Annotated in this window: 24 protein-coding genes and 1 tRNA gene; 14 read left to right on the top strand and 11 right to left on the bottom strand. The window is 65.9% G+C overall.

Annotated elements, in window-relative coordinates; all coding sequences use genetic code 11:
- Positions 1 to 182 precede the first annotated feature (182 nt).
- Positions 183 to 566, top strand: coding sequence for a hypothetical protein (locus ACSYDW_RS04395; RefSeq protein WP_438337490.1), 384 nt, complete (start codon positions 183 to 185; stop codon positions 564 to 566).
- Between the two features lie 27 nt (positions 567 to 593).
- On the opposite strand, the gene ACSYDW_RS04390 is transcribed toward ACSYDW_RS04395, so the two are convergent.
- Both ACSYDW_RS04390 and ACSYDW_RS04385 read right to left on the bottom strand, forming a co-directional pair.
- Positions 594 to 833, bottom strand: a complete 240-nt coding sequence (locus ACSYDW_RS04390) for a LapA family protein (RefSeq protein ID WP_438337489.1) — start codon at positions 831 to 833, stop codon at positions 594 to 596.
- 73 nt (positions 834 to 906) lie between these two features.
- Positions 907 to 1,578, bottom strand: coding sequence for a TetR/AcrR family transcriptional regulator (locus ACSYDW_RS04385; RefSeq protein ID WP_438337488.1), 672 nt, complete (start codon positions 1,576 to 1,578; stop codon positions 907 to 909).
- Positions 1,579 to 1,687: 109 nt separating this feature from the next.
- Between ACSYDW_RS04385 and ACSYDW_RS04380 the strand changes: the two genes are divergently transcribed.
- The 8 genes from ACSYDW_RS04380 to ACSYDW_RS04345 all read left to right on the top strand — a co-directional run bounded on the left by ACSYDW_RS04380 (position 1,688) and on the right by ACSYDW_RS04345 (position 10,342).
- Positions 1,688 to 3,112, top strand: a complete 1,425-nt coding sequence (locus ACSYDW_RS04380; protein WP_438337487.1) for a flavin monoamine oxidase family protein — start codon at positions 1,688 to 1,690, stop codon at positions 3,110 to 3,112.
- Between the two features lie 4 nt (positions 3,113 to 3,116).
- The gene (locus tag ACSYDW_RS04375) at positions 3,117 to 3,995 is read left to right on the top strand and encodes a universal stress protein (protein WP_438337486.1); all 879 of its coding nucleotides are present in this window, start codon (positions 3,117 to 3,119) and stop codon (positions 3,993 to 3,995) included.
- Positions 3,996 to 4,087: 92 nt separating this feature from the next.
- Positions 4,088 to 5,617: an APC family permease gene (locus ACSYDW_RS04370; protein ID WP_438337485.1), complete on the top strand. Its 1,530-nt coding sequence runs from the start codon at positions 4,088 to 4,090 to the stop codon at positions 5,615 to 5,617.
- Positions 5,618 to 5,792: 175 nt separating this feature from the next.
- Positions 5,793 to 6,317 (top strand): isopentenyl-diphosphate Delta-isomerase, encoded by a 525-nt coding sequence (gene idi, locus ACSYDW_RS04365; RefSeq protein WP_438337484.1) that lies wholly within the window; start codon positions 5,793 to 5,795, stop codon positions 6,315 to 6,317.
- A gap of 112 nt (positions 6,318 to 6,429) precedes the next feature.
- Positions 6,430 to 7,194 carry an electron transfer flavoprotein subunit beta/FixA family protein gene (locus ACSYDW_RS04360; RefSeq protein WP_438337483.1) on the top strand — a complete coding sequence of 255 codons (765 nt, stop codon included), beginning with the start codon at positions 6,430 to 6,432 and terminating at the stop codon, positions 7,192 to 7,194.
- Between the two features lie 13 nt (positions 7,195 to 7,207).
- Complete coding sequence (locus ACSYDW_RS04355; protein WP_438337482.1) at positions 7,208 to 8,176, top strand: electron transfer flavoprotein subunit alpha/FixB family protein; 969 nt, start codon at positions 7,208 to 7,210, stop codon at positions 8,174 to 8,176.
- Positions 8,177 to 8,212: 36 nt separating this feature from the next.
- Positions 8,213 to 9,157 (top strand): cytochrome b/b6 domain-containing protein, encoded by a 945-nt coding sequence (locus ACSYDW_RS04350; RefSeq protein WP_438337942.1) that lies wholly within the window; start codon positions 8,213 to 8,215, stop codon positions 9,155 to 9,157.
- A 48-nt stretch (positions 9,158 to 9,205) separates the two neighbouring features.
- On the top strand, positions 9,206 to 10,342 hold the full coding sequence (locus ACSYDW_RS04345; protein WP_438337481.1) for an acyl-CoA dehydrogenase family protein: 1,137 nt from the start codon (positions 9,206 to 9,208) through the stop codon (positions 10,340 to 10,342).
- A gap of 50 nt (positions 10,343 to 10,392) precedes the next feature.
- Here ACSYDW_RS04345 and ACSYDW_RS04340 read toward each other — a convergent pair whose 3' ends face one another.
- From ACSYDW_RS04340 to ACSYDW_RS04320, 5 genes are read right to left on the bottom strand one after another with little or no spacing between them, the layout of a single operon-like run.
- Positions 10,393 to 10,809: a RidA family protein gene (locus ACSYDW_RS04340; protein ID WP_438337480.1), complete on the bottom strand. Its 417-nt coding sequence runs from the start codon at positions 10,807 to 10,809 to the stop codon at positions 10,393 to 10,395.
- A 60-nt stretch (positions 10,810 to 10,869) separates the two neighbouring features.
- Positions 10,870 to 11,634 (bottom strand): amino acid ABC transporter ATP-binding protein, encoded by a 765-nt coding sequence (locus tag ACSYDW_RS04335; protein WP_438337479.1) that lies wholly within the window; start codon positions 11,632 to 11,634, stop codon positions 10,870 to 10,872.
- A complete protein-coding gene (locus ACSYDW_RS04330) occupies positions 11,631 to 12,551 on the bottom strand; it encodes an amino acid ABC transporter permease (RefSeq protein WP_438337478.1) in 921 nt (306 codons plus the stop codon). The genes ACSYDW_RS04335 and ACSYDW_RS04330 overlap by 4 nt, the downstream gene beginning before the upstream one ends.
- Positions 12,552 to 12,568: 17 nt before the next feature.
- Positions 12,569 to 13,510, bottom strand: coding sequence for an ABC transporter substrate-binding protein (locus ACSYDW_RS04325; RefSeq protein ID WP_438337477.1), 942 nt, complete (start codon positions 13,508 to 13,510; stop codon positions 12,569 to 12,571).
- A 2-nt stretch (positions 13,511 to 13,512) separates the two neighbouring features.
- Positions 13,513 to 14,808, bottom strand: a complete 1,296-nt coding sequence (locus tag ACSYDW_RS04320; RefSeq protein WP_438337476.1) for an alpha-hydroxy acid oxidase — start codon at positions 14,806 to 14,808, stop codon at positions 13,513 to 13,515.
- Between the two features lie 128 nt (positions 14,809 to 14,936).
- Between ACSYDW_RS04320 and ACSYDW_RS04315 the strand changes: the two genes are divergently transcribed.
- A complete protein-coding gene (locus tag ACSYDW_RS04315; protein WP_438337475.1) occupies positions 14,937 to 16,637 on the top strand; it encodes a PucR family transcriptional regulator in 1,701 nt (566 codons plus the stop codon).
- Between the two features lie 89 nt (positions 16,638 to 16,726).
- On the opposite strand, the gene ACSYDW_RS04310 is transcribed toward ACSYDW_RS04315, so the two are convergent.
- Positions 16,727 to 17,125 (bottom strand): RidA family protein, encoded by a 399-nt coding sequence (locus ACSYDW_RS04310; protein ID WP_438337474.1) that lies wholly within the window; start codon positions 17,123 to 17,125, stop codon positions 16,727 to 16,729.
- A 130-nt stretch (positions 17,126 to 17,255) separates the two neighbouring features.
- Positions 17,256 to 17,732, bottom strand: coding sequence for an Lrp/AsnC family transcriptional regulator (locus tag ACSYDW_RS04305; protein WP_438337473.1), 477 nt, complete (start codon positions 17,730 to 17,732; stop codon positions 17,256 to 17,258).
- A 379-nt stretch (positions 17,733 to 18,111) separates the two neighbouring features.
- On the opposite strand from ACSYDW_RS04305, the gene ACSYDW_RS04300 reads away from it, so the two are divergent.
- Together ACSYDW_RS04300 and ACSYDW_RS04295 are read left to right on the top strand one after the other, a co-directional pair.
- Positions 18,112 to 18,324 carry a helix-turn-helix domain-containing protein gene (locus tag ACSYDW_RS04300; RefSeq protein WP_438337472.1) on the top strand — a complete coding sequence of 71 codons (213 nt, stop codon included), beginning with the start codon at positions 18,112 to 18,114 and terminating at the stop codon, positions 18,322 to 18,324.
- A gap of 81 nt (positions 18,325 to 18,405) precedes the next feature.
- Positions 18,406 to 18,478, top strand: a tRNA-Ala gene (locus ACSYDW_RS04295).
- Between the two features lie 219 nt (positions 18,479 to 18,697).
- Here the strand turns inward: ACSYDW_RS04295 and ACSYDW_RS04290 are convergent.
- Both ACSYDW_RS04290 and ACSYDW_RS04285 read right to left on the bottom strand, forming a co-directional pair.
- Entirely contained in the window at positions 18,698 to 19,948 is a 1,251-nt protein-coding gene (locus tag ACSYDW_RS04290) for an amidohydrolase (protein WP_438337471.1), read from the bottom strand.
- Positions 19,949 to 19,990: 42 nt separating this feature from the next.
- A complete protein-coding gene (locus ACSYDW_RS04285) occupies positions 19,991 to 21,424 on the bottom strand; it encodes an MFS transporter (RefSeq protein ID WP_438337470.1) in 1,434 nt (477 codons plus the stop codon).
- A 163-nt stretch (positions 21,425 to 21,587) separates the two neighbouring features.
- Between ACSYDW_RS04285 and ACSYDW_RS04280 the strand changes: the two genes are divergently transcribed.
- Together ACSYDW_RS04280 and ACSYDW_RS04275 are read left to right on the top strand one after the other, a co-directional pair.
- Positions 21,588 to 22,619, top strand: coding sequence for an Lrp/AsnC family transcriptional regulator (locus ACSYDW_RS04280; RefSeq protein WP_438337469.1), 1,032 nt, complete (start codon positions 21,588 to 21,590; stop codon positions 22,617 to 22,619).
- 687 nt (positions 22,620 to 23,306) lie between these two features.
- Positions 23,307 to 26,519 (top strand): glycosyl hydrolase family 95 catalytic domain-containing protein, encoded by a 3,213-nt coding sequence (locus tag ACSYDW_RS04275; protein WP_438337468.1) that lies wholly within the window; start codon positions 23,307 to 23,309, stop codon positions 26,517 to 26,519.
- The last annotated feature ends 20 nt before the right edge of the window (positions 26,520 to 26,539 follow it).

Genomic DNA, 26,539 nt, shown 5'->3' with positions numbered 1-26,539 from the left:
CCGGTGCCCACGGGGTCGTGCGGACACGGCGTCGTGGGCCACACACCCTTGTGAGTTTGCCAACCGTTCCCCCGGCATTCGGGGGTTGCCGCGCCCTCGGCCAGTACCCTCGAAAGTGAGAGAACCGATGAACCGCGCGGGTGTTGCCTCCCCGCGACACAACGACCTTGAAGGGGACTGCCATGCGGCTGGCGCAACGATCGATGCCACTGGGCGAGGACATCCTGCTGGCCCGCCACGGCGACCGCATCGTGAAGATGACGGTGGACCGCAAGCACAACCTGACCCGCGCCCTGCTGGCCGACGGCACCAACGACACGGCCTCGAACTTCCTGGTGAACCTCAACGCGATCGCGGCCGTCACCCCGGCCGAGCGCTTGGGGAAGGTTGCCGGCGACTACTCGGCGGACCGCTTGCCGGTCAGCCGCAGGGACATCCGCCTGATGGTGAGGCTCTCGGCGGCCTGGGCGGTGGTTTCCACGGCGCTCATCGGCGGACTGACCTGGGCCGTCTACAACTACGGCGACCCGGAGCTGTTGGCCCAGGTCATGGGCAACTCGTTCTGACCCGGAACCGGATCCCCCGGATTCGGTCTAGCGTTTCCTGATCGAGAAACGCCCGACGAGCCAGCCGGTCAGCATGACCACGCCGAGTGCAATCCACAGTGGCGCGTTCAGGCTCAGGAAGAAGAGCTCGACGCGGACATGCTGTCTGTTCTGCACGATGAAGACCACTGCCAGGATGGCGCCGGCAATGGCGATCCAGTTCTTGGCCGTGAGTTTGGACAGGAAACCCGTGACCTTGTTCCTGCCGCTGCTGGGTGTTTGGCTCATAGCCCCAACTTTATGTTGCTCGAGGCACGTGTGGCCCGGATCGCCACGGATTGCCGTCCCTTGTCGCTGCGTATTACTCCTGGTTGCCTGGACCCTTTGCCAGAAGCCCCGCGATGATGGCCGACAGGCCAGTGAGGAACGCGGTTTCGGAGTTGTTCTTCCCTGTGGCCCGCTGGGCATCGAGGGCGCCCTCGAACTGGGGCAGCTTTCCGGCGTACTGGCCGGGGTTGAAGATGTCCAGCGGGGCCGTGGCGTCCAGCGCGGATCCGAAGATGAACGACTCGATGGCCACGATGGAGGGGATGATCTCTTCCCGCTTCCAGCCAGCGCGCGTGAAACCCCCGGCCACGGCCTCGTACATTTCCAAAGTCCGCGGCGAACCCGACACCGGCAGCACGGCGATCATCGGGATCAGCGGGGAATGCTCGGCAAAGACGTCCCGATACGACTGCGCCCAGCGGAAGAGCGCCTCGTCCAGCTCGAGCGTCGCGAACACCGTGGAGTCGACCTCGTCCATGACGATTTCCTGGATCCACTGCATGAGCTCCTGCTTGGACTCCACGTGGTTGTAGAGGGCGGACGGCGAAACGCCGAGCGACTTGGCCACGGCCGACATGGTAAGTGTTGGGTAGCCGTGCGTCGAAACCAGCTTCAGGGCGGCACGTGCAATGAGCTCCCGGCCCAGCACCACCGAACGTGGACGGCCTGCCCTGCGGCGCTGCGTCGGCGCCGTTTCCTCTGACACAACGGGCTCCTCACGTGGTTCACTTCACATTGCTTAACTTCTGCCTTACTATTAAAGCAGTCAAGTAAATGAACGTCATTCATTTAGCGCAACGAAAGAAGTGGAAATCATGGCAATTCTGGATCGTGACGTCGTCATCATCGGCGCTGGCCCGTCGGGTCTGACCGCAGCCTACGAGCTGCGCAAGGCGGGCAAGACCGTTGCAGTGCTCGAAGCCCGCGACCGCGTCGGCGGCCGTACCTGGAGCCAGAACATGGACGGAGCCACCATTGAAATCGGTGGCCAGTGGATCTCCCCGGACCAGACCGGCCTGTACTCGCTGATCGAGGAACTGGGCATCGAGACCTTCGAGCGCTACAAGGAAGGCAAGTCCGTCTACATCGCCGAAGACGGTACCCGCACCGTGTACGAGGGCGAAGACTTCCCGGTCGGCGAAGCCACCGTTGCGGCAATGAACAAGCTCATCGCCGAGATGGACCGCCTCACCGCCCAGGTCAACCCGGACGCCCCGTGGGAGCACCCGCAGGCCGAGGAACTCGACAAGATCTCGTTCCACCACTGGCTGCGCACCATCTCCGACGACGAGGTTGCGTGCAACAACGTCGGCCTGTTCATCGCCGGCGGCATGCTCACCAAGCCTGCCCACACCTTCTCCGCCCTGCAGGCACTGCTGATGTCCTCCTCCGCAGGTTCCTTCTCCAACCTTGTCGACGAGGACTTCATCCTCGACCGCCGCATGGTCGGCACCATGCAGGGTGTCTCCATCGCCGTGGCCGAGCGCCTGGGCGAGGACGTCTTCCTGAACAACCCGGTGCTGAAGCTGGACTGGTCCGAAGAGGGCGTCACCGCCTACGGCGCCGACGTCACCGTCAACGCCAAGAAGGTTATCGTCGCTGTTCCGCCGAACCTGTACTCGCGCATCTCCTACAACCCGCCGATGCCGCGCCGCCAGCACGTGACGCACCAGCACCAGTCGATGGGCCTTGTCATCAAGGTGCACGCCGTGTACTCCACCCCGTTCTGGCGCGAGGAGGGCCTCTCGGCCACCTGCTTCGGCCCGAACCGCCTGGTCCAGGAAATCTACGACAACACCTACCACGGCGAGTCCACCGGCACCCTGGTCGGCTTCATCTCCGACCTCAACGCCGATGCCATGTTCGAGCTTTCCGAAGCGGAGCGCAAGGAAGCCATCCTCAAGGGCATCTCCGAGTACCTGGGCGAAAAGGCGCTGACCCCCGAGGTCTTCTACCTTTCCGACTTCGCTGCCGAGGAATGGACCCGCGGCGCCTACGCCACCAGCTACGACCTGGGCGGCCTCTTCCGCTTCGGACCGGACCAGAACAAGAACGTCGGCCCGATCTACTTCTCGTCCTCGGACCTGGCAGGCGAAGGCTACCAGCACGTTGACGGCGCAGTCCGCATGGGCCGCCGCACCGCTGCCCGCATCGTCGCGGCCGTCGATGGCACCGACTACGACCTGAACTACGACGGCGTGGTGTCCAAGTACAACGCCGCGCAGGAACAGAACGCCTAATTCCATGCGCTACCTCGTCGGATACACGGCCGATGCCCGCGGTGCCGAAGCCATCGCCCTGGCCTCGACCATGGGCGGAGCCAAGGCGCACTTGGACATCGCCATCATCCTGCCCGAGAACACCCCGTTTTCCGCGGTGTACCCTGGCAGCGACCACGGCTATTCCTCGATCCTGGCCGACAAGGTCGACGACTGGGCACAGCAGGCCCTTGCGCTGGTGCCCCAGGGCATCAGCGCACGGGTCATCGCCCGCTCGGTGTCGTCGCCGGCCGAGGGCCTGATCCTCGTGGCCCGGGAAACCGGGGCACAGGTGATAGTGCTCGGCGGGCGCCGCCGCCACATGGCGGGGTTCTTCGCCCCGGGCTCTGTGGCCAGCGCGCTGTTGCACGCCTCGCCGCTTCCGGTGGCCATGGGTTCGCCCGAGGCCGTTGCCTCCATGGAAAAGGCCAACGGACGGCTCAGCCGCGTCACCGCTTTCGTGGGGACAAAGCCGGGCCTGAAGGGCGTCATTGCGGCGGCCGCCTCCGCCGCAAGGGCCCAGGGGCTGCCACTTCGCGTGGTCTCCCTGGTGGCCCAGGACGAGCTGGAGGCAGACGCCGCCACCCTCGAGGAATCGATCGCCGCCACGCGCGAGAAGATCGGCGAGATCGTCAGCTCCCTGGAGCTGGACGCCGAGGTGCTGGTAGCATCCGGACTCAGCATCGATGACGCAATTGCGGATTTGAGCTGGGAAGACGGAGAAATTGCCGTCGTCGGTTCGAGCCGCCTGGCTCGCAAGCGGCGACTTTTCATGGGCCCCACGGTCCAGCGCATGCTGCGGACCCTGCCGGTTCCGCTGGTTGTCGTTCCCAAGAACTTCAAACCCGGGACGGCGCAGTCCTAGCTTTACTCCCCACTCGATGCCGCTTCATCCACCCCCCCACCCGTTTCAGGGGAACAGTGGATGAAGCGGCATCCGGATGAAAGAATTACAACATGAGTCGTCAAGAAGCGACCGGCGCGATATCGCCGGCGCTCGAGACCGAATCGGGTCTCGGCGAAAAGGGACTGAACAAGGGCGTCGTCGGCGTCCTTGGCGCGGTCGTCATCGGGATTTCCTGCATTGCCCCCGCCTATACCCTGACGGCGGCCCTCGGCCCGACCGTCGCCGAAGTCGGTACCCAGCTTCCTGCCATCTTCCTGGCCGGCTTCCTCCCCATGCTTTTGGTGGCCCTCGGCTACCGTGAACTCAACAGCGCGATGCCCGACTCCGGCACCTCGTTCACGTGGGCCACCCGTGCCTTCGGTCCGTGGATCGGTTGGATGGGCGGTTGGGGCCTGATCGCCGCAACGGTCATCGTGCTCTCCAACCTTGCTGCAGTCGCCGTCGACTTCTTCTACATCCTCTTGGCCCAGCTCACAGGCAACGACGCCATCGCCGAGCTGACCAAGAACCTGTGGATCAACATCCCCACCACCCTGGTCTTCATCGCGGTTGCCTGCTGGATCTCCTACCGCGGCATGCAGACCACCAAGGTCTTCCAGTACGTGCTCGTGGCCTTCCAGCTGATCGTCCTGGGCTGGTTCGCCATCGCCGCGTTCATCCACGTGGGCAACGGCACCGCGTTCGACCCCACACCGATCACCCTCGACTGGTTCAACCCGATGGCCGTCGAGTCGTTCTCGGCCTTCGCCGCCGGCGTCTCCCTGTCGATCTTCATCTTCTGGGGCTGGGACGTCACCCTGACCATGAACGAGGAAACCAAGGACCCGGACAAGGTCCCGGGCCGCGCGGCAACGCTGACGGTGCTGATCATCATGGCGATCTACATGGTCGTGGCACTGGCAGTGATCTCCTACGCCGGCATCGGCGACACCGGCCTGGGTGCCGGCAACCCGGAGAACCAGGAATCGATCTTCGCGGTCCTCTCCGGCCCGATCATGGGGCCGTTCGCGATCCTCATGTCCCTGGCGATCCTCTCCTCCTCGGCGGCCTCCCTGCAGTCGACGATGGTTTCCCCGGCCCGCACCATCCTGGCCATGGGCTACTACCGGGCGCTGCCGGCCCGCTTCGGCAACGTCTCCCCGCGCTTCATGTCCCCGTCGGTGGCCACCATCACCGCCGGTGCCGCGGCCGCGGTGTTCTACGTCGTCACCCGGCTGCTGAGCGAAAACGCGCTGTGGGACACCATCACGGCCCTGGGCATGATGATCTGCTTCTACTACGGCGTCACCGCGCTGGCCTGTGTCTGGTACTTCCGCCGTGAGCTGTTCTCCTCGGCCCGGAACATCGTCTTCAAGTTCCTCGCCCCGCTGGTCGGCGGCGTGATCCTGCTTGTCATGTTCTTCAGCACGGCCCGCGACTCAATGAGCCCGGACTACGGATCGGGATCCAACATCGGCGGCCTCGGCATGGTGTTCATCCTGGGCATGGGCGTGCTCCTGCTCGGCGTGGTCATCATGGTCGTGATGCGCGTGCGCAACCCCGGCTTCTTCAAGGGCGAGACCCTCAAGCGCCTGAAGTAGGCCTGTGCCGCAACGGCACACACAAACCAGCTACCCCGCACCGTCCTTGACGCCTCTTCGACGGTGCGGGGTAGCTTTATGTCCGCACGGGGTTCCCGGGCCCGAATGGCCCCGGGATTCCGGGCATGGGATGATCGAATCTGACGTCCCTGCAAACCCCCGACGGAAGAGTCTGATGAGCGAGGAACTGGTGGTGCTGCTCGATGCGACAGGCACCCGCATCGGAACCGCAGCCAAGGCCCGCGTGCACACCGAGAGCACCCCGCTGCACCTGGCCTTCTCCTGCTACCTGTTCGACGCCTCCGGCCGGCTGCTGATGACACGCCGCGCGCTGTCCAAGAAGACCTGGGCGGGGGTCTGGACCAATTCCTTCTGCGGCCACCCCGGCCCCGGGGAAGCCTTCGAGGACGCGATCGAGCGCCGGGCGGAGCAGGAACTCGGTGCGCGCATCACCTCGATCCGCAGCCTGCTTCCCGACTTCCGGTACCGCGCAGTGGACGCGTCGGGCATCGTCGAGAACGAGGTGTGCCCGGTCTTTTCCGCAGTCATCGACGGGGACCTGGACCCCAACCCCGACGAGGTCGCCGAACACGCCTGGGTGGAACCCGCAGCCCTGCGCACCGCGGCCGCGGCGGCGCCGTTCGCGTTCTCACCCTGGCTCCTGGAACAGATCGACCAGGGTTCGCTCGACGCCCGGTAGCCCCGCAACCGGCTCCCACGCCCGGCAAATTGCTAGGAAGACCTAGTAAATCCCTGTGCTTCAACGTAGTCTCACGATGAAGCCAACAGCGCAGCAGCGAGGGAGCACTTGGATGAAAATCGTGGTCTTGATCAAGCAGGTTCCGGACACGGCGGAGGAACGCAGGCTGGAGCCGGACACCGGCAGGCTGGACCGCGACGCCAACGAACCCGTCATCGACGAAATCACCGAACGCGCCCTGGAACTGGCGCTCTCGGTGAAGGACCGCGACAAGTCCACAGAGGTTCTCGTGCTCTCCATGGGCCCGGCCGAGACACTCAAGGCCATCCGCAAGGCGCTGTCGATGGGTGCCGACTCCGGGATCCACGTGCTCGACGATGCCCTGGCCGGAGCGGACCTCGCCGTCACGGCCGCGGTGCTGGCTGCCGCGCTGCGCGGCACCGACGCGGACCTTGTCATCGCCGGCAACGAATCCACCGACGGCCGCGCGGGGGTCGTCCCGGCGATGGTCGCCGAGCACCTGGGGCTGCCGCTGCTCGGGTCGCTGGTCTCCGCCGACATCACCACCGCCGGCCTGAGCGGCGAACGCCAGAGCGAGGCCGGAACCCAGCGGGTCAGCGCCGCGTTCCCCGCCATGCTGAGCGTCACCGAACGCTTCGACGAGGCCCGCTTCCCGAACTTCAAGGGCATCATGGGCGCCAAGCGCAAGCCCGTCGCCACGCTGTCCGCCGCCGAGCTCGGCGTGGCCACGGCCCCGCGCACCGGCGTACTTGACCTGGCCGAACGTCCCGCGCGGGCCGCCGGACGCAAGATCGTCGACGAGGGCGCCGCCGCCGCGGAACTCGTCGACTTCCTGACCGCCCAACGGCTGATCTAGCAAGGGAGCGACAATGCCGAACATCCTGGTGCTCATCGAACTCACCCACGCCGGACACGTTCCCGCGGCGGCCCGCGGCCTGCTGGCCGTCGCGGCGCGCCTGGGCACGCCCGTTGCCGTCACGGTGTCCGCCGCTCCGCCCGCCCCGGAAACGGCCGCCGCACTGGGCGCCTGGGGCGCCACACGGGTGCACGCCGCACTGTCCGACACCGCGCAGAGCGTGCTTGTCACGCCGCTTGTCGACGCGCTGGACGACGCCGTCGCCACGTATTCCCCGGCCGCGGTGCTCGCCTCGGCCTCGGTGGACGGGCGCGAGGCCGCCGGCCGGCTGGCCGTGCGCACCGGCGGGGGAGTGCTCGCCGACGTCGTGGATGCCGCGTGGGCGGACGGGAGGCTGGTGACGGAGCACTCGGTCTTCGGCGGGAGCTACACGGTCCACGCCACGGTGGGGGATGCCCTGCCGATCATCACCCTGCGCCCCGGCGCCATCGACGAGCAGGCGCCCGCGGCGGTCCCGGAGATCGCCACGGTGCGGACCGCGCCGGCTTCCGGACGGCAGGCAACCATCGATTCGCGCAACGATGCCCCGGAGAACCCCTCGCGCCCCGAACTGCGCGGCGCGGCCACCGTGGTTTCCGGCGGGCGCGGCCTGGGCTCGGAGGAGAACTTCGTGCTTGTCGAACAACTCGCCGATGCGCTGGGCGCCGCCGTCGGCGCCTCCCGGGCGGCCGTCGACGCGGGGTTCGTCGCGCAGACGGCCCAGGTCGGCCAGACCGGCGTCAGCGTTTCCCCGCAGCTCTACGTGGCGCTGGGAATCTCCGGCGCCATCCAGCACCGGGCAGGCATGCAGACGGCCAAGACCATCGTGGCGATCAACCGGGACGAGGACGCCCCGATCTTCGAGATCGCGGACCTGGGCATCGTGGGCGACGTCTTCACCGTGGTGCCGCAGGTCATCGAGCTGCTCAAGAGCCGTTCCTGAGGCCGGAACCATGGATGCGAATGCGAGGTGGCTGCGATGATGGCCCGCCCCACGGCGAAAATGCCCTGGCAACAACAGGCCGGCAACCGGTGGGCGCGCGCCGGGATCGTGGCCGGGGCCCTGGTCCTGCTGCTGGTGCTGGCGGTGCTCGGCGCCCGTTGGCTGACCGGGCTTGAGGGGGTCAAGGCGTGGATGTCCAGCTACCCCGGGCAGTCGGAACTGCCTTCCGGCGCACCGGTGGGACTGCCGGCCTGGCTGGGCTGGCAGCACTTCCTGAACATGTTCTTCCTGGTGCTGATAGTGCGCACCGGCTGGCAGGTGCGCACCGTGAAGCGGCCCGCGGCGCACTGGGTGCGCAACAACAAGGGGTTGATCCGCACGAAGGGGGCCCCGAACCGGATCAGCCTCGAGCTGTGGTTCCACCTGAGCCTCGACGCCCTGTGGGTGCTCAACGGCATCGTCTTCGTCGTCGTGCTGCTGGCCACCGGGCAGTGGATGCGCATCGTGCCAACCAGCTGGGACGTCTTCCCCAACGCGGCCTCCGCGGCGCTGCAGTACCTGTCCCTGGACTGGCCCACCGAGGACGGCTGGGTGAACTACAACTCCCTGCAGCTGCTGGCCTACTTCACCACGGTCTTCATCGCCGCGCCGCTGGCCATCCTCACCGGCCTGCGGATGTCAGGGGCCTGGCCCAGGAAGGCCCCGCGCCTGAACAAGGCCTACCCCATCGAGCTGGCCCGCACGCTGCACTTCCCGGTGATGCTCTACTTCGTGGCCTTCACCGTCGTCCACGTGGCACTGGTGTTCGCCACCGGGGCCCTGCGCAACCTCAACCACATGTACGCGGCCAGCGACTCGGACAACTGGACGGGGCTGGCCATCTTCGCCGCCTCGATCGTCGTGGTCGTCGGCTTCTGGTTCCTGGCCCAACCGGTCTTCCTGCGGCCCGTGGCCGCACTGACCGGGAAGGTCGGCAAGTAGGTCCCCGGCCCCCACACCGTTCACCATGACCCACAGACAGGAGCCAGGATGTTCGACTTGACCGAGGAACAACAAGCCATCATCGAGATGGTGCGGGACTTCGCCGCGGAAAGCATCGCCCCGCAGGCGATCGAGTGGGACCAGGCCAAGCACTTCCCTGTCGACGTGCTGGCGCAGGCCGGGGAGCTGGGCATGGGCGGGATCTACGTGCGGGAGGACTTCGGCGGCTCGGGGATGGGCCGGCTGGATGCCGCGCTCATCTTCGAGGAACTGGCCAAGGCCGACCCGACCATCGCCGCCTACATCTCCATCCACAACATGGTCGCCTGGATGGTCGACGAGTTCGGCAATGACGAGCAGCGGGCCACCTGGCTGCCGGGTTTGTGCAGCATGCAGACGCTGGCCAGCTACGCGCTGACCGAGCCGGGGGTCGGCTCCGACGCCGCGGCGCTGAGCACGCGGGCGGTCCGCGACGGGGAGGAGTATGTGCTCAACGGGACCAAGCAGTTCATCTCCGGTGCCGGCAGCTCGGGTCTCTACGTAGTCATGGCCCGCACCGCGGACACCGGCGGCGCCGGGATCACCGCGTTCATCGTCCAGGACGGCGTCGAGGGACTTTCATTCGGTGCGCTGGAAAAGAAGATGGGCTGGAACGCGCAGCCCACCCGGCAGGTGGTGTTCGAGAACGTGCGGATCCCGGCGGGCAACAGGCTGGGGGCCGAGGGTGCCGGGTTCGGCATCGCCATGAAGGGGTTGAACGGGGGCCGGGTCAACATCGGTGCCTGCTCGCTGGGCGGCGGGCAGGCGGCCCTGGACAAGTCGGTGGCCTACCTGAAGGAACGATCCGCCTTCGGTGCCCCGCTGATCGGGCAGCAGGCGCTGCTCTTCCAGGTCGCGGACATGCAGACCGAGCTGGAGGGCGCGCGCACCCTGGTCTGGCGGGCGGCCGACGCGTTGGAGCGCGGCACCAAGGACACCGTGCGGCTGTGCGCCATGGCCAAGCTGGCGGCCACCGATGCCGGGTTCAACGCGGCGAACACCGCGCTGCAGCTGCACGGCGGCTACGGCTACCTCTCCGACTACGGGATCGAGAAGATCGTGCGGGATTTGCGCGTGCACCAGATCCTGGAGGGCAGCAACGAGATCATGCGCCTGATCATCGGCCGTCTGGCGGTGGAGCCCTGACGCCTTGACGCAGGGCGGGCGCGCACCGGTGCGCGCCCGCCGCGGCGGGGTCAGTCGCCGGAAGCGGCAGGCGGGACGACTGCCACGACGTCGATCTCCACGAGGAAGTCCCCGAGGAACGAACCCACGGTGGTGCGCACCGGGTAGGGCTTGACCATGAACCGCTCGTACACCGCGTTGAACCCGGCGGCATCGCGGCCCGGGTGGTGCAGGTGCACGGTGGCCTTCACCACGTGGGAGAAGTCCAGTCCGTGGGCGGCCAGCACCGCGGCAACGTTCTGCATGGTCCGGGTGGTTTGCTCCTCGATCGAGATGCCGACGGTTTCATCGGTGACGGGGTCGTGCGGCGTCTGCCCGGCGGTGAAGAGGAACCCGTTGGCGACGATGCCCTGGGAGTAGGCCCACGAGGGCGGCGGTGCATCCTGGGTGGTGACCTCGTGGCGGAGCGAAGGGGTGGTTTCCTGCATGGCGATCTTTCCTAGCGTGTTTTGGGGTCTTGGGTCGGGGCGTCCGGGCGGGCGGGACGCCTAGAGCACCTTGGAGAGGAACGCCCGGGTGCGCTCGTTCTGCGGGTTGTCCAGTACCTCCGAGGGGGGACCGGACTCGACAACGACGCCTCCGTCCATGAAGACCACGTGGTCGGCGACCTGCCGGGCGAAGCCCAGCTCGTGGGTCACCACGACCATGGTCATGCCCTCCTCGGCCAGGTCCTTCATGACGTCCAGGACCTCGCCGACAAGCTCCGGGTCGAGGGCGCTGGTCGGCTCGTCGAAGAGCATCAGCTGCGGCTTCATGGCCAGCGCGCGGGCGATGGCCACGCGCTGTTGCTGGCCGCCGGAAAGTTCCTGCGGGTAGGAGCGCCCGCGGTCGCCGAGGCCCACGCGGTCCAGCAGGATCTGGGCCTCCGCGGTGATCTCCCGGCGCTTGCGGCCCTGCACCTGGATGGGCGCCTCGATGATGTTCTCCATGATGGTCATGTGCGGGAACAGGTTGAAGCGCTGGAACACCATGCCGGAGGCGCGGCGGGAGATCGCCGTCTGCTTGTCCTTCATCTCGTGCAGCCGGCCGTTGCGCTCGGTGTAGCCGACCAGGGAGCCGTCGACGTAGATGCGGCCCGCATTGATCTTCTCCAGGTGGTTGATGCACCGCAGGAAGGTCGTCTTGCCCGAGCCCGAGGGGCCGATCAGGCAGGTGACGGAACCGCGTTGGACCTGCAGGTCGATTCCCTTGAGGATTTCGAGGTGCCCGTAGCTCTTGCGGACTCCCTGGGCCTCAACCATGACGTTGCTCATTTTGCGCTCCCGGCTTTGCGTGGACGCTTGCGCTTGATGACCGAGTCAAAGCCGCGTCCGTAGTGACGTTCGAGTTTTTCCTGGAAGAAGCTCAGGACGGTGGTCATGAGCAGGTACCAAAGGCTGGCGACGATCAGCAGCGGGATCGTCTGGTAGTTCTCCGAGTAGATGATCTGCGCGGAGTACAGCAGGTCGGAGATCGCCAGCACGGAGACCAGCGAGGTGCCCTTGAGCATCGAGATGACCTGGTTGCCGGTGGGCGGCAGCACCACGCGCATGGCCTGCGGAAGAATGATGCGGCGCATCAGCTTGGAACCGTTCATGCCCAGGGCCTTCGATGCGTCGTACTGTCCGCGGTCCACCGAGCCGATGCCGCCTCGGATGATCTCGGCCATGTAGGCGGCCTCGTTCAGCGACAGCCCCAGCAGCGCCGCACCCAGCGGGGTGACCAGCACGTTTGCCGAACCCAGGACGATCGAGGGGCCGCCGAAGGGAAGGCCCAGGGCGATGACCGGGTAGAGCGCGGCAATGTTGTACCAAAAGATCAGCTGCACCAGCAGCGGGGTGCCGCGGAAGAACCAGATGTAGCCGCGGGCGATCAGGCTCAGGATCGGGTTATCCGAGAGCCGCATGATGGCCAGCACCGCGCCGAGCGAGATGCCGACGCTCATGGAGACCACGGTGAGCACCAGGGTCAGCGCGGCCCCGGCGAGGATGCGCGGGGCGAAGAGGTAGTCGACGACGACGTCCCAGTGGTAGCGCTCGTTGAGCGCCACGTCGATTGCGGCGAGGGCCGCCACCACGACCAGGACAACGGCGATGGCGTTGCGCACCGGGTGCTTCAGGGGAATGACCGGGGCCGAATCATCCGCGGCGGTCACCTGCCGTGCAGGGGACGGGGCGTTGTGGGTTTGCATGGTTTTCACTTCCATTGCTACTGGGCGACGTTGACGCGGGCGTCGGTGATCGCGCTGGACTCCAGCCCGTACTTGGCCAGGACCTGCTTGTACGCGTCGGACTTGATGATCTCGGCCAGTGCGGCGGCGACGGGGTCCTTGAGCCCCGATTCGATGGGGACGCCGGTGGCGACGGGCGTGAAGTCGTAGGCCGAGGCGATCTCGAGGGCAGGGTTCTTCGAGGCCGCAAAGTCCAAGATCGGCGAGTCGGCGAGCACCGCATCCTGGCGTCCGCTGGTGAGCGCGGAAATGGCTTGGCGGGTGTCCTGGTACTGGTTGGCGATGATTTCCGGCTTGCCCGCCGCGGCGCAGTCCTTGTTGTACTCGGGGATGTTCACCGTCAACTGGTAGGAGCCGGTGAGCAGCCCGACCTTCTTGCCGCAGAGGTCCTGGTACTTGGTGATCCCCGTGGGGTTGCCCTGGGCCACGGCGATGGAGTTGCCCATCGCCATGTAGTCGACGAAGTCCAGTACCTTCATGCGTTCGGTGGTCGGGGTCATCGAGGAAACCGTCATGTCGTAGCGGCCGGCGGCCATGCCCGGAATGATGGAGTCGAAGTTTGCCACCTGGATTTCCACCTTCAGGCCCAGCGAGGCACCGATCAGGCGGGCGATGTCCGGGTTGACGCCGGTGAGCTCCTGGGTTCCCTCCAGGAAGAACTGGGTCGGCTGCTCGTTGGTGGGGATGCCCACGCGCAGCACCTTGGAGGCCTTGACCGATTCGGGCAGCAGCTTCACGGCCGCCTCGTTCAGGGCGATGTCCGGGACGGCGGTTCCCTCGGCACCGGCTGCCGCGGACGTGGCAGCCTGGGGGGTGGACCCGCCGCAGGCGGTCAGTGCCAGCAGGGCCGTGGCCGCCGTAGCGGTTGCCGCGGCAAAGCGGATGCGCCGTGAACGGAGGCGGGGTGTCTCGTTTTTCATGGTTACAGGCTCGTTTCTGCGTAGCTGTTCGTGGGATCCGCCGGCTTCCTTGCCGGGGCGGAGGGGAAAGACTCGGATTTGTGGCGGAGCAGTTCGCGGCCATTGGCCCGGAGTTCCGCAATGCTGGTGACGCCGAGCATCATCATGGCGCGCATCATCTCGTCCCTCAGCAGGTTGATGACGTGCCCGACCCCGACTTCGCCCGCGGCGGCGAGGCCGTAGAGGTATGGGCGTCCGATGGAGCATGCCGTCGCTCCCAGGGCGATGGCCTTGATGATGTCCGAACCTCGCCGGATCCCGCCGTCGACGATGATCTCCAGGCGGCCGTCCACGGCCGCCGCAATGTCCTCCAGCACGTCCAGCGGGGACGCCATGTGGTCAAGCTGGCGCCCACCGTGGTTGCTGACCTGGATGGCGTCGAAGCCGTAGTCGGCGGCGAGGGCCGCGTCCTTCGGGTTGACCACGCCCTTGAGGATGATCGGGCCGCTCCAGCGCATGCGGATCTCGCGCAGGTCGTCCCAGTCGGTGGGTTCGTAGGCGCCGGCAAGCAGGGTGCGCCACATGTCGGGGCTGGAGGCCAGCGGGCCGGTGGGTTCCTCGGCGTCGAGGTTCGGGAAGGCGATGGCGTCGTTGGCGAGGAAGCCGAGCGCCCAGCGCGGGTGCAGTGCGCCTTCGACGACGGTCTTGGGCTTGATGGTCGGCGGGGCCGTGAAGCCGTTTCGGTAGTCGCGTTCGCGGTGGCCGATCGACCGGCAGTCGACGTTCACGATCAGCGCCTCGTAGCCGGCGCGGGAGACACGGTCCAGCACGGCCTGCAGCTCGACCTTGTCGGCGATCGGTTCGAGGTTGAACCAGCGGCGCAGGGTCGGGGCGGCGGCGCTGACCTCTTCCATGGTGGTGGTGCTCAGGTGGGCCAGCCCGTAGGGGATGCCGTGGTCCAGCGCCGCACGGGCCACTGCGGTTTCGCCCTTGGGGTTGAAGAGGCGGGTGCCGCCGGTGGGTGAGAGGTAGAACGGCAGGGAGGTGGGCCCTCCGAGCAGGGTGGAGCCCAGGTCCATGTTGTCCACGGAACCCCACGTGGGCATGAATGCCCAGTCGTCGAAGGACGCACGGTTCCTGCGCATCGAGAACTCGTCCTCCCCGCCGCCTTCGATGTAGTCGAAGATCGACTTGGGGAGGCGCTTGGATGCGAGCTTTCGCATGTCTTCCACGCTGTGGCAGCTCCGCTTGAGTCGTTCGGCCGGAGTGCGGGCCGGTCCCTGGATGGAAGCCAGGGCCAAGATGTCTTTCAGTCGCATTGCTTTTCCTCAAATTCCTGACGTGGAAGTCCGTTCCACCTGCTTCATCAATAGTGATCCAAATCTCCCCCCATCTTCATGTGAGAACATCTATAAGATGATTCGGTCCTTTGTGATATCTTCCAAAGATGGATGCACAGAGCTATGCAGGTCAGGTCCCTGGCGCGGAATCCGGGAAGGTGCGCCTCTCCGATTGCATCGAGTTCATGCAGGCGGACCTGGTGCACGTCAATCCCACGCCCGAGAACCTTGGGCACACGGTTTCCGACGTGCTGATGTACGACCCCCTGGACGAGTGGACAAACGTCGACGACCGGATCATCCTCGCCGTCGGGATCACCTACGGCTCCGCCGACTTCGAACAACTGCTGCACAGGGCTTCGAACAGCAACGCGGCCGCGGTGGTCGTCAAGGTCCGGGGGGTCCACATGGATCAGCTGCGGGCCGCCGCGATCCGCAATTCCCTGGCCGTCTTGGTGGCGCCCCGCAACGCGGACTGGACCCGGTTGGTGGCCTTGGCCCGGGCATCGGTCATGGGTGCCGCCGCGGACTCGGTCTCCGGTGTCCGTCTCGGTGACCTGTATGCCTTCGCCAATGCGGTGGCCTCGATCACCGATGGGGCGGCCAGCATCGTGGACCCCCTGGGACGGGTGCTGGGCTATTCGACGTTGCCCGGCCAGCCCATCGACGAGCTGCGGCGCGTCACGACCCTCGCCTTGCAGGAATCCAAGCCGCCGGCCTTCGATGCGGATTTCAAGGCCGTCTATGCGGCCCCAGGGGCCCTGTACATTCCTTCAACCGATGAGGGCGTTGGCCGGCTGGCACTGGCGGTGCGGGCCGGCGGCGAATTGCTCGGTTCCATTTGGGTCATCGACCCGGGGGCCGGAGCGGCAGAAGCGGCGTTGGAATCACTCGACCGAATGGCTCCGCTGGCCGGCCTGCACATGTTGCACGCGCGTTCTGCCTCTGACTTCGGCGAACGGCGCAACGGAGACCTGATCCGCACGCTCATCGACGACCCCGCCCATGCCTCCTTTGCGGCTGCCCAGCTGGGCCTCGACGTGACCCGGGGATTGGCCGTTGCGGCGCTGACGATCGCGAGGCCGGAGTCTGGTTCCCTGGATTCCGTGCGCGAAATCCAGAGGCTGCTGCACCTGGTGACGACGGTGTCGAACGTGCAGTTCAAGACCAGCCACAGCGCGCTGATCGGTTCGGTCATCTATGCGGTGTTTCCCTGCCCGGGCAACGATGCCCGCGCCCTGCACCGGAGGGTTGTCCAGGAGATCGGGGCCTACGCCCACACCATCAGTCCGCACCCGCTCATCGCAACGGTGGGTGGCATCGCCCGGCGAATCGAGGACCTGCCGGATTCCCGGACCGAGGCGTTGGCGGCCCTCGAATACCTGTTGAACCGTGAAGCCGCCGCCCGAAGCGCGGTGCGTTCCGGGGGCAAGGCGGTGCCCGCGGTGGCACTCTACGAGGACCACAGGATCCCGCTGAACCTCATGAAAATCGGTAGGTTCATGGCGGACCAGGGCCTGGGCGCGAGCGATCACATCGAGGTGATTCGCGCCTACGACGAGGAACACCAGTCGGACTACATGGACACGTTGCGGGCCTATCTCGAATCCAATGGAAGCATCTCGGCCATGGCGGCGAACCTGCATGTCCACAACAACACCGTCCGCTACCGCATGGCGCAGATGACCAAGACCTTCGGCCTGGATTTGGAGGATCCGCAAGAACGGCTCTGGCTGTGGTTGCGACTGACCACCACCGACCTCAGCACCCAAACCACGCTGCGCAACCTGACGCTGCAGGAACCCTGAGGGCGATCGGCGGACAGCAGTATGCCCCGTACGGGTGTTCGGCCCGGGGCTCGGACCGAACACACGCACGGGGCACTGGGAACTCGGGGCTACTTGCCGGCCCAGGCAGTGGCCTGGACCTCGACGAGCAGCTTGTCGTTGAGCAGCGGTGCCACGATGGTTGCCCGCGACGGGCGGTGTCCCGCGAAGGTGTCCACCCAGGCGCGGTTGTATTCGCCGGCCAGCGCTGCATCGTTGATGTACACGGTGGTCGTTGCCACGGAGGCGAGGGTCAGGTCGTAGGCGGCGAGCACCTTCTCCAGGTTCTTCAGGGTCTGGACGGTCTGCGCGTAGATGTCGCCCTCGCCCACCAGGACCTTGTTCTCGTCCTTCGAGACCTGGCCCGAAACGAAAATGAAGTCACCCGCGCGCGTGGCGCTGGGGAACGGGCTCTGCTCGGTGGTCATGCCTTCGACGTCGATGTTGCTCAGGCCTGTTGAAGTGCTCATGGTGCTCCTGGATTGGCTGGTGCGAAAGCCGGTCATGCTTCCTTGAAAAGCCTATGGCATCGGCTGGGGCACAGGAACAGGTTCGGACGATCCCGGGGGCCCGGCTGGAGAACGGTGCGGGAGCGGGCACCTAGCCCAGGTTCTTGAGAAGCTCTGTGGTCCGGTAGGGGATGACATCGCGCAGGATCATGGACGTCGAGGTGCGGGTGATGCCCGGGCACAGCCGGATTTCTTCGCTCACGCGATACAGGTCGTCCGGGTCCACCGCCACGGCGCGGATCAACAGGTCGGTGTCGCCGGCGGGTGCAACGCATTCAAGGACTTCGGGGATTTTCCGCAGCGCCTCGATCGCCTCGTTGAGGTGCGACTGGTCGAGCTCCGCGCTCACCATCGCCGAGACACCCCGGCCGACGGAGGCTGGCTTGACGCGGCTGGAATTCGGACGCAACGCGCCGGAGGAGGCCAGCCGTTCCATGCGGGTTTGCACAGTGCCGCGGGCCAGACCCAGTCGCTGTGCGAGCATCATGGTCGGGACGCGGGGGTCTTCATCCAGGGCCAAGAGAATGCGCCTGTCCGTATCATCCAGTTGGTACGATTCCGGCGTCATTCCGACTCCTTCGGGTTGGTGCGGTCAAATTGACCAAGATGTGCGGTCGCTACCGCTCCATGTTAGTCAAAATGATCAGCGATTCCCAACTGTGTTGCACGGTATGACCGATCGTTGCTTTAGTGGTTGTTAGCAGCTCAACCAAGGCCACAAGCCGCGGCGAGCAGACCCCCGTTTCGGGAACCTACCAGGTTTCGTGCACGGGTTGACCCACAAGGTTTCAGGTCGAATTCAAAGGTGGTCCGCAACGATTCCAACCACGTGGAGTTGTCGCGGACCACCTTTTGGTTGGTGCCGGAATTGCGCGGGTGTATCCACAAAAACGGGTTGGGCGGGTTTCGTGCCCGGCAGGGGGAGTAACGTACTTTGTATGAGATTCATGCGCCTTGAAGATGTCGCCGACGAGTTGAACGTCAACCTGCCACAGGTGCGATCGCTGGTGCGCAGCGGTGATCTCCCGGCCATCAAGATCGGCGGACGGGGCGTGTGGCGCGTGGAGCGCAGCGAGCTCGAGGCCTACATCCAACGGCAGTACACCGTTGCCAGGGAATCCATCGAAGCCGGATCCATCGAGAGTGAATCCGCCGAATAGGGCACTTGGCGTCACCGTATTTTGTTCCTGCGGTTTTGTGGGTTTAGGCTATGAATCGTTGAGGGCATAGGTCCGAAACCCGGGGCATTAGCTCAGTTGGTAGAGCGCTTCGTTCGCATCGAAGAGGTCAGCGGTTCGATTCCGCTATGCTCCACAAGCCCGGAGGCTTGGGCAATTCCCACCCAGGCCAATCAGCCGCACCCCGTTCGCAATCGGAAGTCCAACGGTCTGGCGAAGCCACCTTGCCTGTCTCGGGCAACCAAGGCTCCGGATGCACTCCCACGGGCGTTGGGCATCGCAAACGAATCCCGCAAATGGCGCCCAGGCATACGAAAGTCCCCAGCTTTTTGACCGGGGACTTTCGCCTTGGTTGCTAGGCTCGGGCTGCAACGCCACTCAGGGCCGGTACCTCGGCCGGTGTGCGCAGGGTGTTGGCTGCCCGCCCAATCTTCAGTTCACGCAGACGGGCGACCAGTTCCCGGTCGTCGGCAACGTCGGCAACGGTCAATGCCATGGCCAAGGCGCCCTTGATGACTGCTTCGTCACCTGCCGGCGAAACGGCTGCCGCGGCGAACTCGACAGTGTGCGGAACAGCGTTGCTGTCCTTGAACACCACGCATGGATGGATTGAGGGCAGGAACTGGGAGACGTTGCCCATGTCGGTTGAGCCGCCGCCGTCCGACCCCACGGGGGCCTCGATCCGGTAGCCGAGATCGGCAATATTGTTGTCCCAGTAATGCGCAATCCCCGGGTGGTGAAGCATTGGGGCATAGGGCTTTTCCGATTGGCGAATCTCCACTTGGCAGCCTGTTGCCAAGGCAGCGCCTTCAAGGCATGCCCGCACACGGGCACTCGTGTCGGTCCAGTCGTTTTCATTGGAAGCGCGTACTTCAACCTGGAGATCGGTCCGCTCGGGAATGATGTTGGTGGCAGCGCCGCCGTTTTCAACGAACGAGGCAACAACGATTCCCGGCTTGAGCTGCTGGCGGAGCAATCCCAAAGCCACCTGGGCCAAGGTAGCCGCATCGGCGGCATTGATTCCTTCATGCGGAGCCGCGGCGGCATGTGCGGGACGTCCGGTGAATGTCACGTTGAGATGCTCGAGCGACTGCGCTGTGAAGGCCTCGCACGGAAGCTGCGGGCCGGTGAAGCCATGCACCATGAGGGAGAAGTCGGCGTCGTCCCACGCGCCGCGTTCGAGCATGAGGATCTTTCCGCCGCCCTTCTCTTCCGCCGGCGAGCCAAGCAGCTTCACCCGCAAGTTCAGGGCGTCGGCAACGTCCCGGAGCGCGACGGCTGCGCCAACCGCGGCAGCCGCAATCACGTTGTGCCCACAGCCGTGGCCAATTCCCGGGAGCGCGTCGTACTCGGCAACGATTGCCACGGTACAGTCACCGCTTCCGTAGACGGCTTCCAGCGCGGTGGGCAGTTCGTAGGCGCCCCGGGATACCTCAAATCCCGCCAGTTCAAGCATCTCGGCCACACCTTCGGCTGCTTTGAACTCCTCAAAGGCAAGCTCGGGGCATGCCGCGATGCTGTGGCTCAGCCGCAGCAGGTCATCCCGTTGTCCCTCGACAGCTTCGGCGATGGCAGCCGGGGTGCTGGTGGATGGTTTTGAAGTCATTGGGGGTGTTCCTAACTGTTGTCTACTTCGTCAAGGCCGTTGTCACGGTTGGGCGATGACCGGGGACTGTGCGGAGTCCGCGGAAGCCGCCGCTTGCCCGCGGGAGGCGTTGCTGCGAAAGAGGAAACCGGAGGCAACGGCGGCTACGACGTTCAGTGCGGCAAAGATCGTCCAGATGAGCTGGAATGCCCCATGCGACGGTGCAGCTTCGGCGGCCCCCGAACCTCCATCGGAGATCACCAGGAAGGTTGTCACCGAAGCGACGAATGCCCCGGCAAGCGAGCCGCCGATGGTGCGGGCCGTGTTGAAAACGCCGGAGGCCGAGGCCGGTGCGGAGACGGGCGCCCGCTCGATCACGACGGCCGGCAGTGCACTGAGCACTATTCCGTTTCCGAATCCAGCGATTGCCAGCCAGAGGATCAACATGCCGTTCGATGACGGCACGTAGGCGAGGCAGAGCAGTGCCGCGGCCGCCGTCAGGCATGCGAAGACCAGTGCCCGGGCCCGGCCAACCAGCCGGCCGAGTAGAGCGGCGGAGAAGGATCCCAAGGTGCTGCTGACTGCCCCTATGGCGAGGACGATGCCGACAGCCGAAATCGACATGCCGGCACCGTAGCCGAGCTTCCCCGGATCCGCGCTCAGGAAGAGCACCGACGGGGCCTGGTTCCCGAACATGGTCACAGCGACGAGGAAACCGATGCCGATCGGGTTGCCCAACTTCGAGGCACGGATGACCCCGAGGTCCACGAGCGGGTACTCGGCGCGCTTCTCCACCTGGAAGAAGAGCACCAAGGCAACGATGCCTACGATCAGTGGAACTGCGGCATTCGGCGATGTCCACCCCACGTGCGGGGCCTCGGCCAGCCCGTACATGATTCCGACCAGGCCGACTCCGAGGAGCACTGCGCCCTTCCAGTCGATGCGTCGGCTGGCGTCGGGACCCGTCTCGGGGACCAGTAGCCAGATGGCCGGGACCAGGAGCGCAATGGCAAGCGCCGGAATCATCTGGACCACGGCGAGGTTGCCAATGGCATCCAGGGCAATGCCGGACACCAGCATGCCTGTGGCCAGCCCAATGGTGAGCGCACCGACTATCAGGCCGATGTCGCGGTTGGCCGATTTCAGGCGGTGGGCCTTGAGCAAGGCCATGTCGAGCGGCAAGAACACTGCCACCGGACCTTGAATCACCGTACCGAGCAGAACGAGGGGGAAGGACGGGGCGAATGCAATGAGCAGCGAGCCGACAGCCACCAGGGCCACCGAGACAACAAGGAGCCGTTGGTGTCCGAAGCGGTCAGCCAGCATGGCAATCAGTGGCACGGACACCGCCGAGGAGAGCAGTCCCGCGGCAAGTACCCAGCTTGTCGCGCCGGCGGGAACGCCGTATACGCGGCCGATCTCTCCCAGCAACGGAACGATCCATCCCTGGGCAAGTCCGGAGAGGAATTCGAGGGCGATGAGGGCAGGTACGAACAATCTGAGCTTTGTGGCTGAAATACCGCGGGGCCCTCGTTGGGCTGTGTCCATGGTGACGTCCTTTCTGGCGAGCAAGCCGGTGTGGCAGCTACGTGGAATACTGTGACATCAGTAACGTTGGCGCAGTCCAATTTGCAGGATATTAACGAAACTTGGAGTTTCTTTGAACAAAGACCAGCTTGACGAGTTGGATTTGCAGATTATTAATGCACTGCAGGTTGAGCCGAGGGCTCCGTGGACGGCTCTCGCGAAGGTCATTGGCACCGATGCGGTCACCCTTGCGCGCCGCTGGGAACGAATCGCCGGCCGAGGCCTGGCGTGGGTCAGTGCCGTGCATGAAGGGCATGTTCCGTACCGCATCGCCATCGTGGAAATCCAGTGCGAATCCGGCCATGCCCTCAGGACCGCTGCTGAGGCGAGCCTCGACCCGGCGATCTACTCGATCGACCTGACCAGCGGGTTCCGTGACATCGTGTTGACCCTGTTTGCCAGAAACGAAGAAGAGCTGGCCGAGTACATCCTCGTCAAGCTAGGGAAGCTTCCCGCCGTACGACTGATCAGAACACATATCGTCAACGTGCGGGTCAAGACCGGCGAGCAGTGGACGTTGCGGGCCCTGAGCGCCCGACAGGTGGAACAGATACCCCGTTACAGGCCGCCACGCGTCGGGGCCGCGCGGGTCGTTCCGCAACAGACCATGTCGAAGATTGTTGTTGCGCTGGAACGGAACCCGCGGGCCAGCAATGTGGAGTTGTCACAAGCCCTCGGCATGAGCCCGCAGCGAGTTGGTGACGCAATCGCGACGATGCGTCAGCAAGGCAGCTTGGACTTGCGGGTGGACATTGCCCAGCCGTACTCCAATTGGCCGACGGTGCTGTGGTACTTCATCCAGGCGCCAAGTTCGTCCATCGGCGCTGCCCAGCAGACGTTGTCCGGCATGCCCGAGGTGCAGTTCGCCTGCGTGTCCACGGGGCAGTGGAATTTGATCGTGGCGATGAGCGCCCGCAGTGTGGCCGACGCGCCGCGCCTGGAGGCCGAACTCGAAAAGCGGCTGCCGAACGCCACGATCATGGACCGTTCCATGGTCATCCGTGTCTTCAAGCACCTGGGGCGCCTCCTGGACGGGACAGGTCGAGCCACCGGGGAATTCGTCAGCCTGGCTGAAGGGCGACACGTCGAAGCCGAAGTGCAGTAGCCCGGACACGCCAAAACGGTTCCCGTTCGTTGAAACGGGAACCTCGTGCGTGCTGGGCCATGGGACAAGCAGCGCCACGAATACACTGGCGCCGGACTCCGTTCGGTGCGGAGTCTGCAGCCGCCGGTGCGGGTGGTGTTCCGCCATGGGCCAGGGCGAACGCGGTGTTGCCGCCGACGAACCCGGTGTTACGGCCAGACGGTACGCGGAAAGGGCCATGCCGGTAGCTGGTGTCCAGGGTGGCCACGCGTCCATCGCGCGTGCCCGCGAGTTCTGAGGCCGTCTGTGGTGCAGGCGGTGCGCCATTGTTCGCGCGGCAACAGGACAATGCGGATCGGGGTCTGGCTGGCCCCCCCGGTGCAGGAACGCGGCCCAGGGATTCATCCTGCATGTCGGAGACTCCGCCGGGTAGTCGCTCGCTGGCCCGGACTTGGTGGACGGTCGCAAGGGGTTGCTCCCGGAACCGTCGGCGAGTACTTGGCATCAAACCGTGAACCCGGCCGGCGCCGGTATCCGGGAAGACCCTGCCGCAGTCGGCGGCGGAGGGGCGACACGCGCATTTATGCGAGCCCAGGGTCTATACATCGGATGTCTGTCGTGTAAAACTGTCATGCGAGGCGGCCGGACTTGGGGATGTCTCGAATTCAGGAGCTAAACAACCGATCAATGAAGCATTGGAGATTGTCCATGGTCTACGCATCACCCAGCCGACGCCAGATACTCAAGATGGGCGGGTTGCTGGCGCTGACCCCACTCGTGACCCAAGTCATCGCGCAGTCGGCCAACGCCTCCACGGCCGCTGTCCTGCCTCCCGCAGTGGGGCTCCTGAAGCACCCGGCGCTTTCCCGGCACACCCTCTGGTACCAGCGGCCCGCCACGGACTGGCAGTCGGGCGCACTGCCCATCGGAAACGGCCGTTTGGGTGCGATGTTCTTTGGCGATCCGGACCGCGAACGCATCCAGTTCAACGAACAGAGCCTGTGGGGCGGGCTGAACGACTACGACAACGCCCTCGCGGGCCAGCCGGACGGCGCGTTCGACACGAGTGTGACGGGGTTCGGCTCCTACCGGAACTTCGGGGACGTGGTGGTGACCTTTGCCGAACAGGCAACCGTAACCTCCCCCGGGGGGCCGTACAACACCTCCGGCTCCGAGACCGTAGCCTCCACGATCGACGGGAACAGCGCCACGAAGTGGTGCATCGACGGGCCGCCCTCCAAGGTGCAATGGGAGGTCAAGCTGCCAAGCCCGGTAAGCGTTGCCCGCTACACGCTCACCAGCGCCAACGACGTGCCCGCCCGCGACCCCCGCACCTGGACCCTGTCCGGCTCGAATGACGGCGAGACCTGGACGGTCGTCGACACGCAGGCGTTGGCGGGTCCGTTCGAATCCCGCCGCCAGGCCAAGGACTTCGAGGTAGCCCACCCGGGGGCGTTCGGCCGGTACCGGTTCGACTTCACCACCGTCCCGGGTGTCAGCCACTTCCAGGTTTCCGAGATCGCGCTCGCCGGCGTCTCCTTCGGCAGCGGAGCCAAGCTGTTCGTTTCCTCGCCCACCGGGCAAGCCGACGGCGAAGGCCCCGGATCCGACATCCTGCGCACGCTCGACGGAGCGGCGTCGACAGCGTGGGTGGTTGCCCGGCCCGGCGCTGACGTCATCTGGCAGGCGGAACTGGCCCAGGCGGTGACGCTCAACGAGTACTCACTGACCTCCGCGGCAGACAGCCCCTCGGCGGATCCGCGGGAGTGGACGCTGGAAGGTTCCTCGGACGGCCGGACCTGGGCCGTGCTTGACACGCAGTCGCCCGGCACCCCTTTTGCCTCGCGCGGCCTGGAGAGGTCGTTCACTATCGCCGGCGGGCGGAGCTTCAGCACCTACCGTCTCACGCTGCGCGGCAGGCCCGGCGCGGACCGGCTCCAGCTTGCCGGGGTCTCGCTCTCGGGGCCGGCGTTCAATTCGCGCAGGTCCTCGGCAGTGGCGGAGTACAGGCGTGCCCTGGATCCCGATGTCGGCATCCACGTGACCCAGTTCGGCACCAGCGGAGACCGCGTGCAGCGCGAGGCATTCGCCAGCAGGGACTCCGACGTCTTGGTCCTGCGCTACGAGACGGACCGGCCGCTGGGACTCAATGCGGGCATTGCCATGGACTCGGCACAGAGCGGGGCCCCGACTTCCGCTGATGCCGGTGCCCGTTCGCTCTCCTTCTCCGGGGAAATGGCCAACCGGCTCAAGTTCGCCGCAACCCTTTCCGTCACCGAAACCGACGGTACGGTCAGCGCCGCCGGTGGCTCGTTGAGGGTCGCGGGTGCCCGCAGCCTGACGATGGTCCTGGATGCACGTACCAACTACAAGCTCGACGCCAAGGCGGGTTGGCGCGGTGCCGATCCGGCCGCCACCGTGGCCCGCGGCATCGCCAGGGCCTCCGCCCGCCGCTACCAGGACCTGCGTGCGGCCCACCGGGCGGACATCGAAAGCATCATGGGGCGAGTCGACGTCGACTGGGGGGCCTCCGAGCCCGCGGTATCCGGCGTTGCCACGAACATCCGCCTCGGTGCCTACTCCGCGGGCCAGGACGACCCGAGCCTGGAACAGACGATGTTCGCCTTCGGCCGCTACCTGCTGCTGAGCTCCTCGCGGCCCGGCGGCCTCCCGGCAAACCTGCAGGGCCTGTGGAACGACAGCAACTCCCCGGCATGGGCCTCGGACTACCACACGAACATCAACGTGCAGATGAACTACTGGGGTGCCGAGACAGCCAACCTCAGCGAGAGCCACGAGCCGCTCATCGACTTCGTCCGGCAGGTTGCCGTGCCAAGCCGCGTCGCGACCCGCAACGCGTTCGGGAAGGACACGCGCGGCTGGACCGCCCGCACCAGCCAGAGCATCTTCGGCGGCAACTCCTGGGAGTGGAACACCGTGGCCAGTGCCTGGTACGGCCAGCACATCTACGAGCACTGGGCCTTCAGCCAGGACCGGGCCTACCTGCGCGACACCGCGCTGCCGATGCTCAAGGAAATCTGCGAGTTCTGGGAGGACCGGCTTGTCGAGGACGCAAACGGCAAGCTGGTGGCCCCGGACGGGTGGTCGCCGGAGCACGGCCCGCGCGAGGACGGCGTCATGTACGACCAACAGATCATCTGGGACCTTTTCCAGAACTACCTGGACTGCGAAGCCGCCATGGGGTTCGATTCGGTGTTCCGCGACAGGGTGGCCGCCATGCAAGGGCGCCTTGCGCCAAACAAGATCGGAAGCTGGGGCCAGCTGCAGGAATGGCAGACGGACAGGGACGACCCCCGGAACATCCACCGCCACACCTCGCACCTGTTCGCGGTGTATCCGGGCCGCCAGATCACCCTGGACGGCACCCCGGAATTGGCCGCGGCCGCCCTGGTGTCGCTGAAGGCCCGCTGCGGCGAGGTCGCGGGCGTGCCGTTCACCGAGGCATCGGTCTCCGGCGACAGCCGCAGGTCGTGGACCTGGCCGTGGCGCGTGGCGCTCTTCGCCCGACTGGGGGAGGCCGACCACGCCCGCCTGATGCTGCGCGGCCTGCTGCGCTTCAACACCCTGTCGAACCTGTTCTGCAACCACCCGCCCTTCCAGATGGACGGGAACTTCGGCATCACCGGGGCGGTGGCGGAAATGCTCATCCAAAGCCATGGGGAGAAGATCCACGTGTTGCCCGCCGTGCCATCGGCCTGGCCGGAGGGCTCATTCACCGGCCTGCGGGCCCGCGGAGGCTACGAGGTCAACGCAACATGGAAGGACGGCTTGGTCACCGAGGTGTCGGTGATCGGCGACAGGGCCCCGAACCAGGGCACCATCACGATGTTGATCAACGGGAAGGACTGCAAGGTCAAGCCCACCAAGCGGGGCCACAAGCCCAAGCCGTTCCGCCCGTAGCTCCGGCGCCCCGGCGCCCC

The sequence above is a fragment of the Paeniglutamicibacter selenitireducens genome, from assembly GCF_051550675.1.
Classification (GTDB): domain Bacteria; phylum Actinomycetota; class Actinomycetes; order Actinomycetales; family Micrococcaceae; genus Paeniglutamicibacter.
This window is presented reverse-complemented; position numbering and strand designations above follow the sequence as displayed.

What these genes read in the sequence shown, in the direction of transcription:
- ACSYDW_RS04390 (WP_438337489.1), bottom strand. Translation starts at nt 833, where the DNA reads ATGAGCCAAACACCCAGCAGCGGCAGGAACAAGGTCACGGGTTTCCTG.
- ACSYDW_RS04330 (WP_438337478.1), bottom strand. Translation starts at nt 12,551, where the DNA reads ATGCAAACCCACAACGCCCCGTCCCCTGCACGGCAGGTGACCGCCGCG.
- ACSYDW_RS04335 (WP_438337479.1), bottom strand. Translation starts at nt 11,634, where the DNA reads ATGAGCAACGTCATGGTTGAGGCCCAGGGAGTCCGCAAGAGCTACGGG.
- ACSYDW_RS04315 (WP_438337475.1), top strand. Translation starts at nt 14,937, where the DNA reads ATGGATGCACAGAGCTATGCAGGTCAGGTCCCTGGCGCGGAATCCGGG.
- ACSYDW_RS04345 (WP_438337481.1), top strand. Translation starts at nt 9,206, where the DNA reads ATGTTCGACTTGACCGAGGAACAACAAGCCATCATCGAGATGGTGCGG.
- ACSYDW_RS04340 (WP_438337480.1), bottom strand. Translation starts at nt 10,809, where the DNA reads ATGCAGGAAACCACCCCTTCGCTCCGCCACGAGGTCACCACCCAGGAT.
- ACSYDW_RS04300 (WP_438337472.1), top strand. Translation starts at nt 18,112, where the DNA reads ATGCGCCTTGAAGATGTCGCCGACGAGTTGAACGTCAACCTGCCACAG.
- ACSYDW_RS04395 (WP_438337490.1), top strand. Translation starts at nt 183, where the DNA reads ATGCGGCTGGCGCAACGATCGATGCCACTGGGCGAGGACATCCTGCTG.
- ACSYDW_RS04350 (WP_438337942.1), top strand. Translation starts at nt 8,213, where the DNA reads ATGATGGCCCGCCCCACGGCGAAAATGCCCTGGCAACAACAGGCCGGC.
- ACSYDW_RS04305 (WP_438337473.1), bottom strand. Translation starts at nt 17,732, where the DNA reads ATGACGCCGGAATCGTACCAACTGGATGATACGGACAGGCGCATTCTC.
- ACSYDW_RS04290 (WP_438337471.1), bottom strand. Translation starts at nt 19,948, where the DNA reads ATGACTTCAAAACCATCCACCAGCACCCCGGCTGCCATCGCCGAAGCT.
- ACSYDW_RS04310 (WP_438337474.1), bottom strand. Translation starts at nt 17,125, where the DNA reads ATGAGCACTTCAACAGGCCTGAGCAACATCGACGTCGAAGGCATGACC.
- ACSYDW_RS04275 (WP_438337468.1), top strand. Translation starts at nt 23,307, where the DNA reads ATGGTCTACGCATCACCCAGCCGACGCCAGATACTCAAGATGGGCGGG.
- ACSYDW_RS04360 (WP_438337483.1), top strand. Translation starts at nt 6,430, where the DNA reads ATGAAAATCGTGGTCTTGATCAAGCAGGTTCCGGACACGGCGGAGGAA.
- ACSYDW_RS04375 (WP_438337486.1), top strand. Translation starts at nt 3,117, where the DNA reads ATGCGCTACCTCGTCGGATACACGGCCGATGCCCGCGGTGCCGAAGCC.
- ACSYDW_RS04355 (WP_438337482.1), top strand. Translation starts at nt 7,208, where the DNA reads ATGCCGAACATCCTGGTGCTCATCGAACTCACCCACGCCGGACACGTT.
- idi (WP_438337484.1), top strand. Translation starts at nt 5,793, where the DNA reads ATGAGCGAGGAACTGGTGGTGCTGCTCGATGCGACAGGCACCCGCATC.
- ACSYDW_RS04380 (WP_438337487.1), top strand. Translation starts at nt 1,688, where the DNA reads ATGGCAATTCTGGATCGTGACGTCGTCATCATCGGCGCTGGCCCGTCG.
- ACSYDW_RS04370 (WP_438337485.1), top strand. Translation starts at nt 4,088, where the DNA reads ATGAGTCGTCAAGAAGCGACCGGCGCGATATCGCCGGCGCTCGAGACC.
- ACSYDW_RS04325 (WP_438337477.1), bottom strand. Translation starts at nt 13,510, where the DNA reads ATGAAAAACGAGACACCCCGCCTCCGTTCACGGCGCATCCGCTTTGCC.
- ACSYDW_RS04320 (WP_438337476.1), bottom strand. Translation starts at nt 14,808, where the DNA reads ATGCGACTGAAAGACATCTTGGCCCTGGCTTCCATCCAGGGACCGGCC.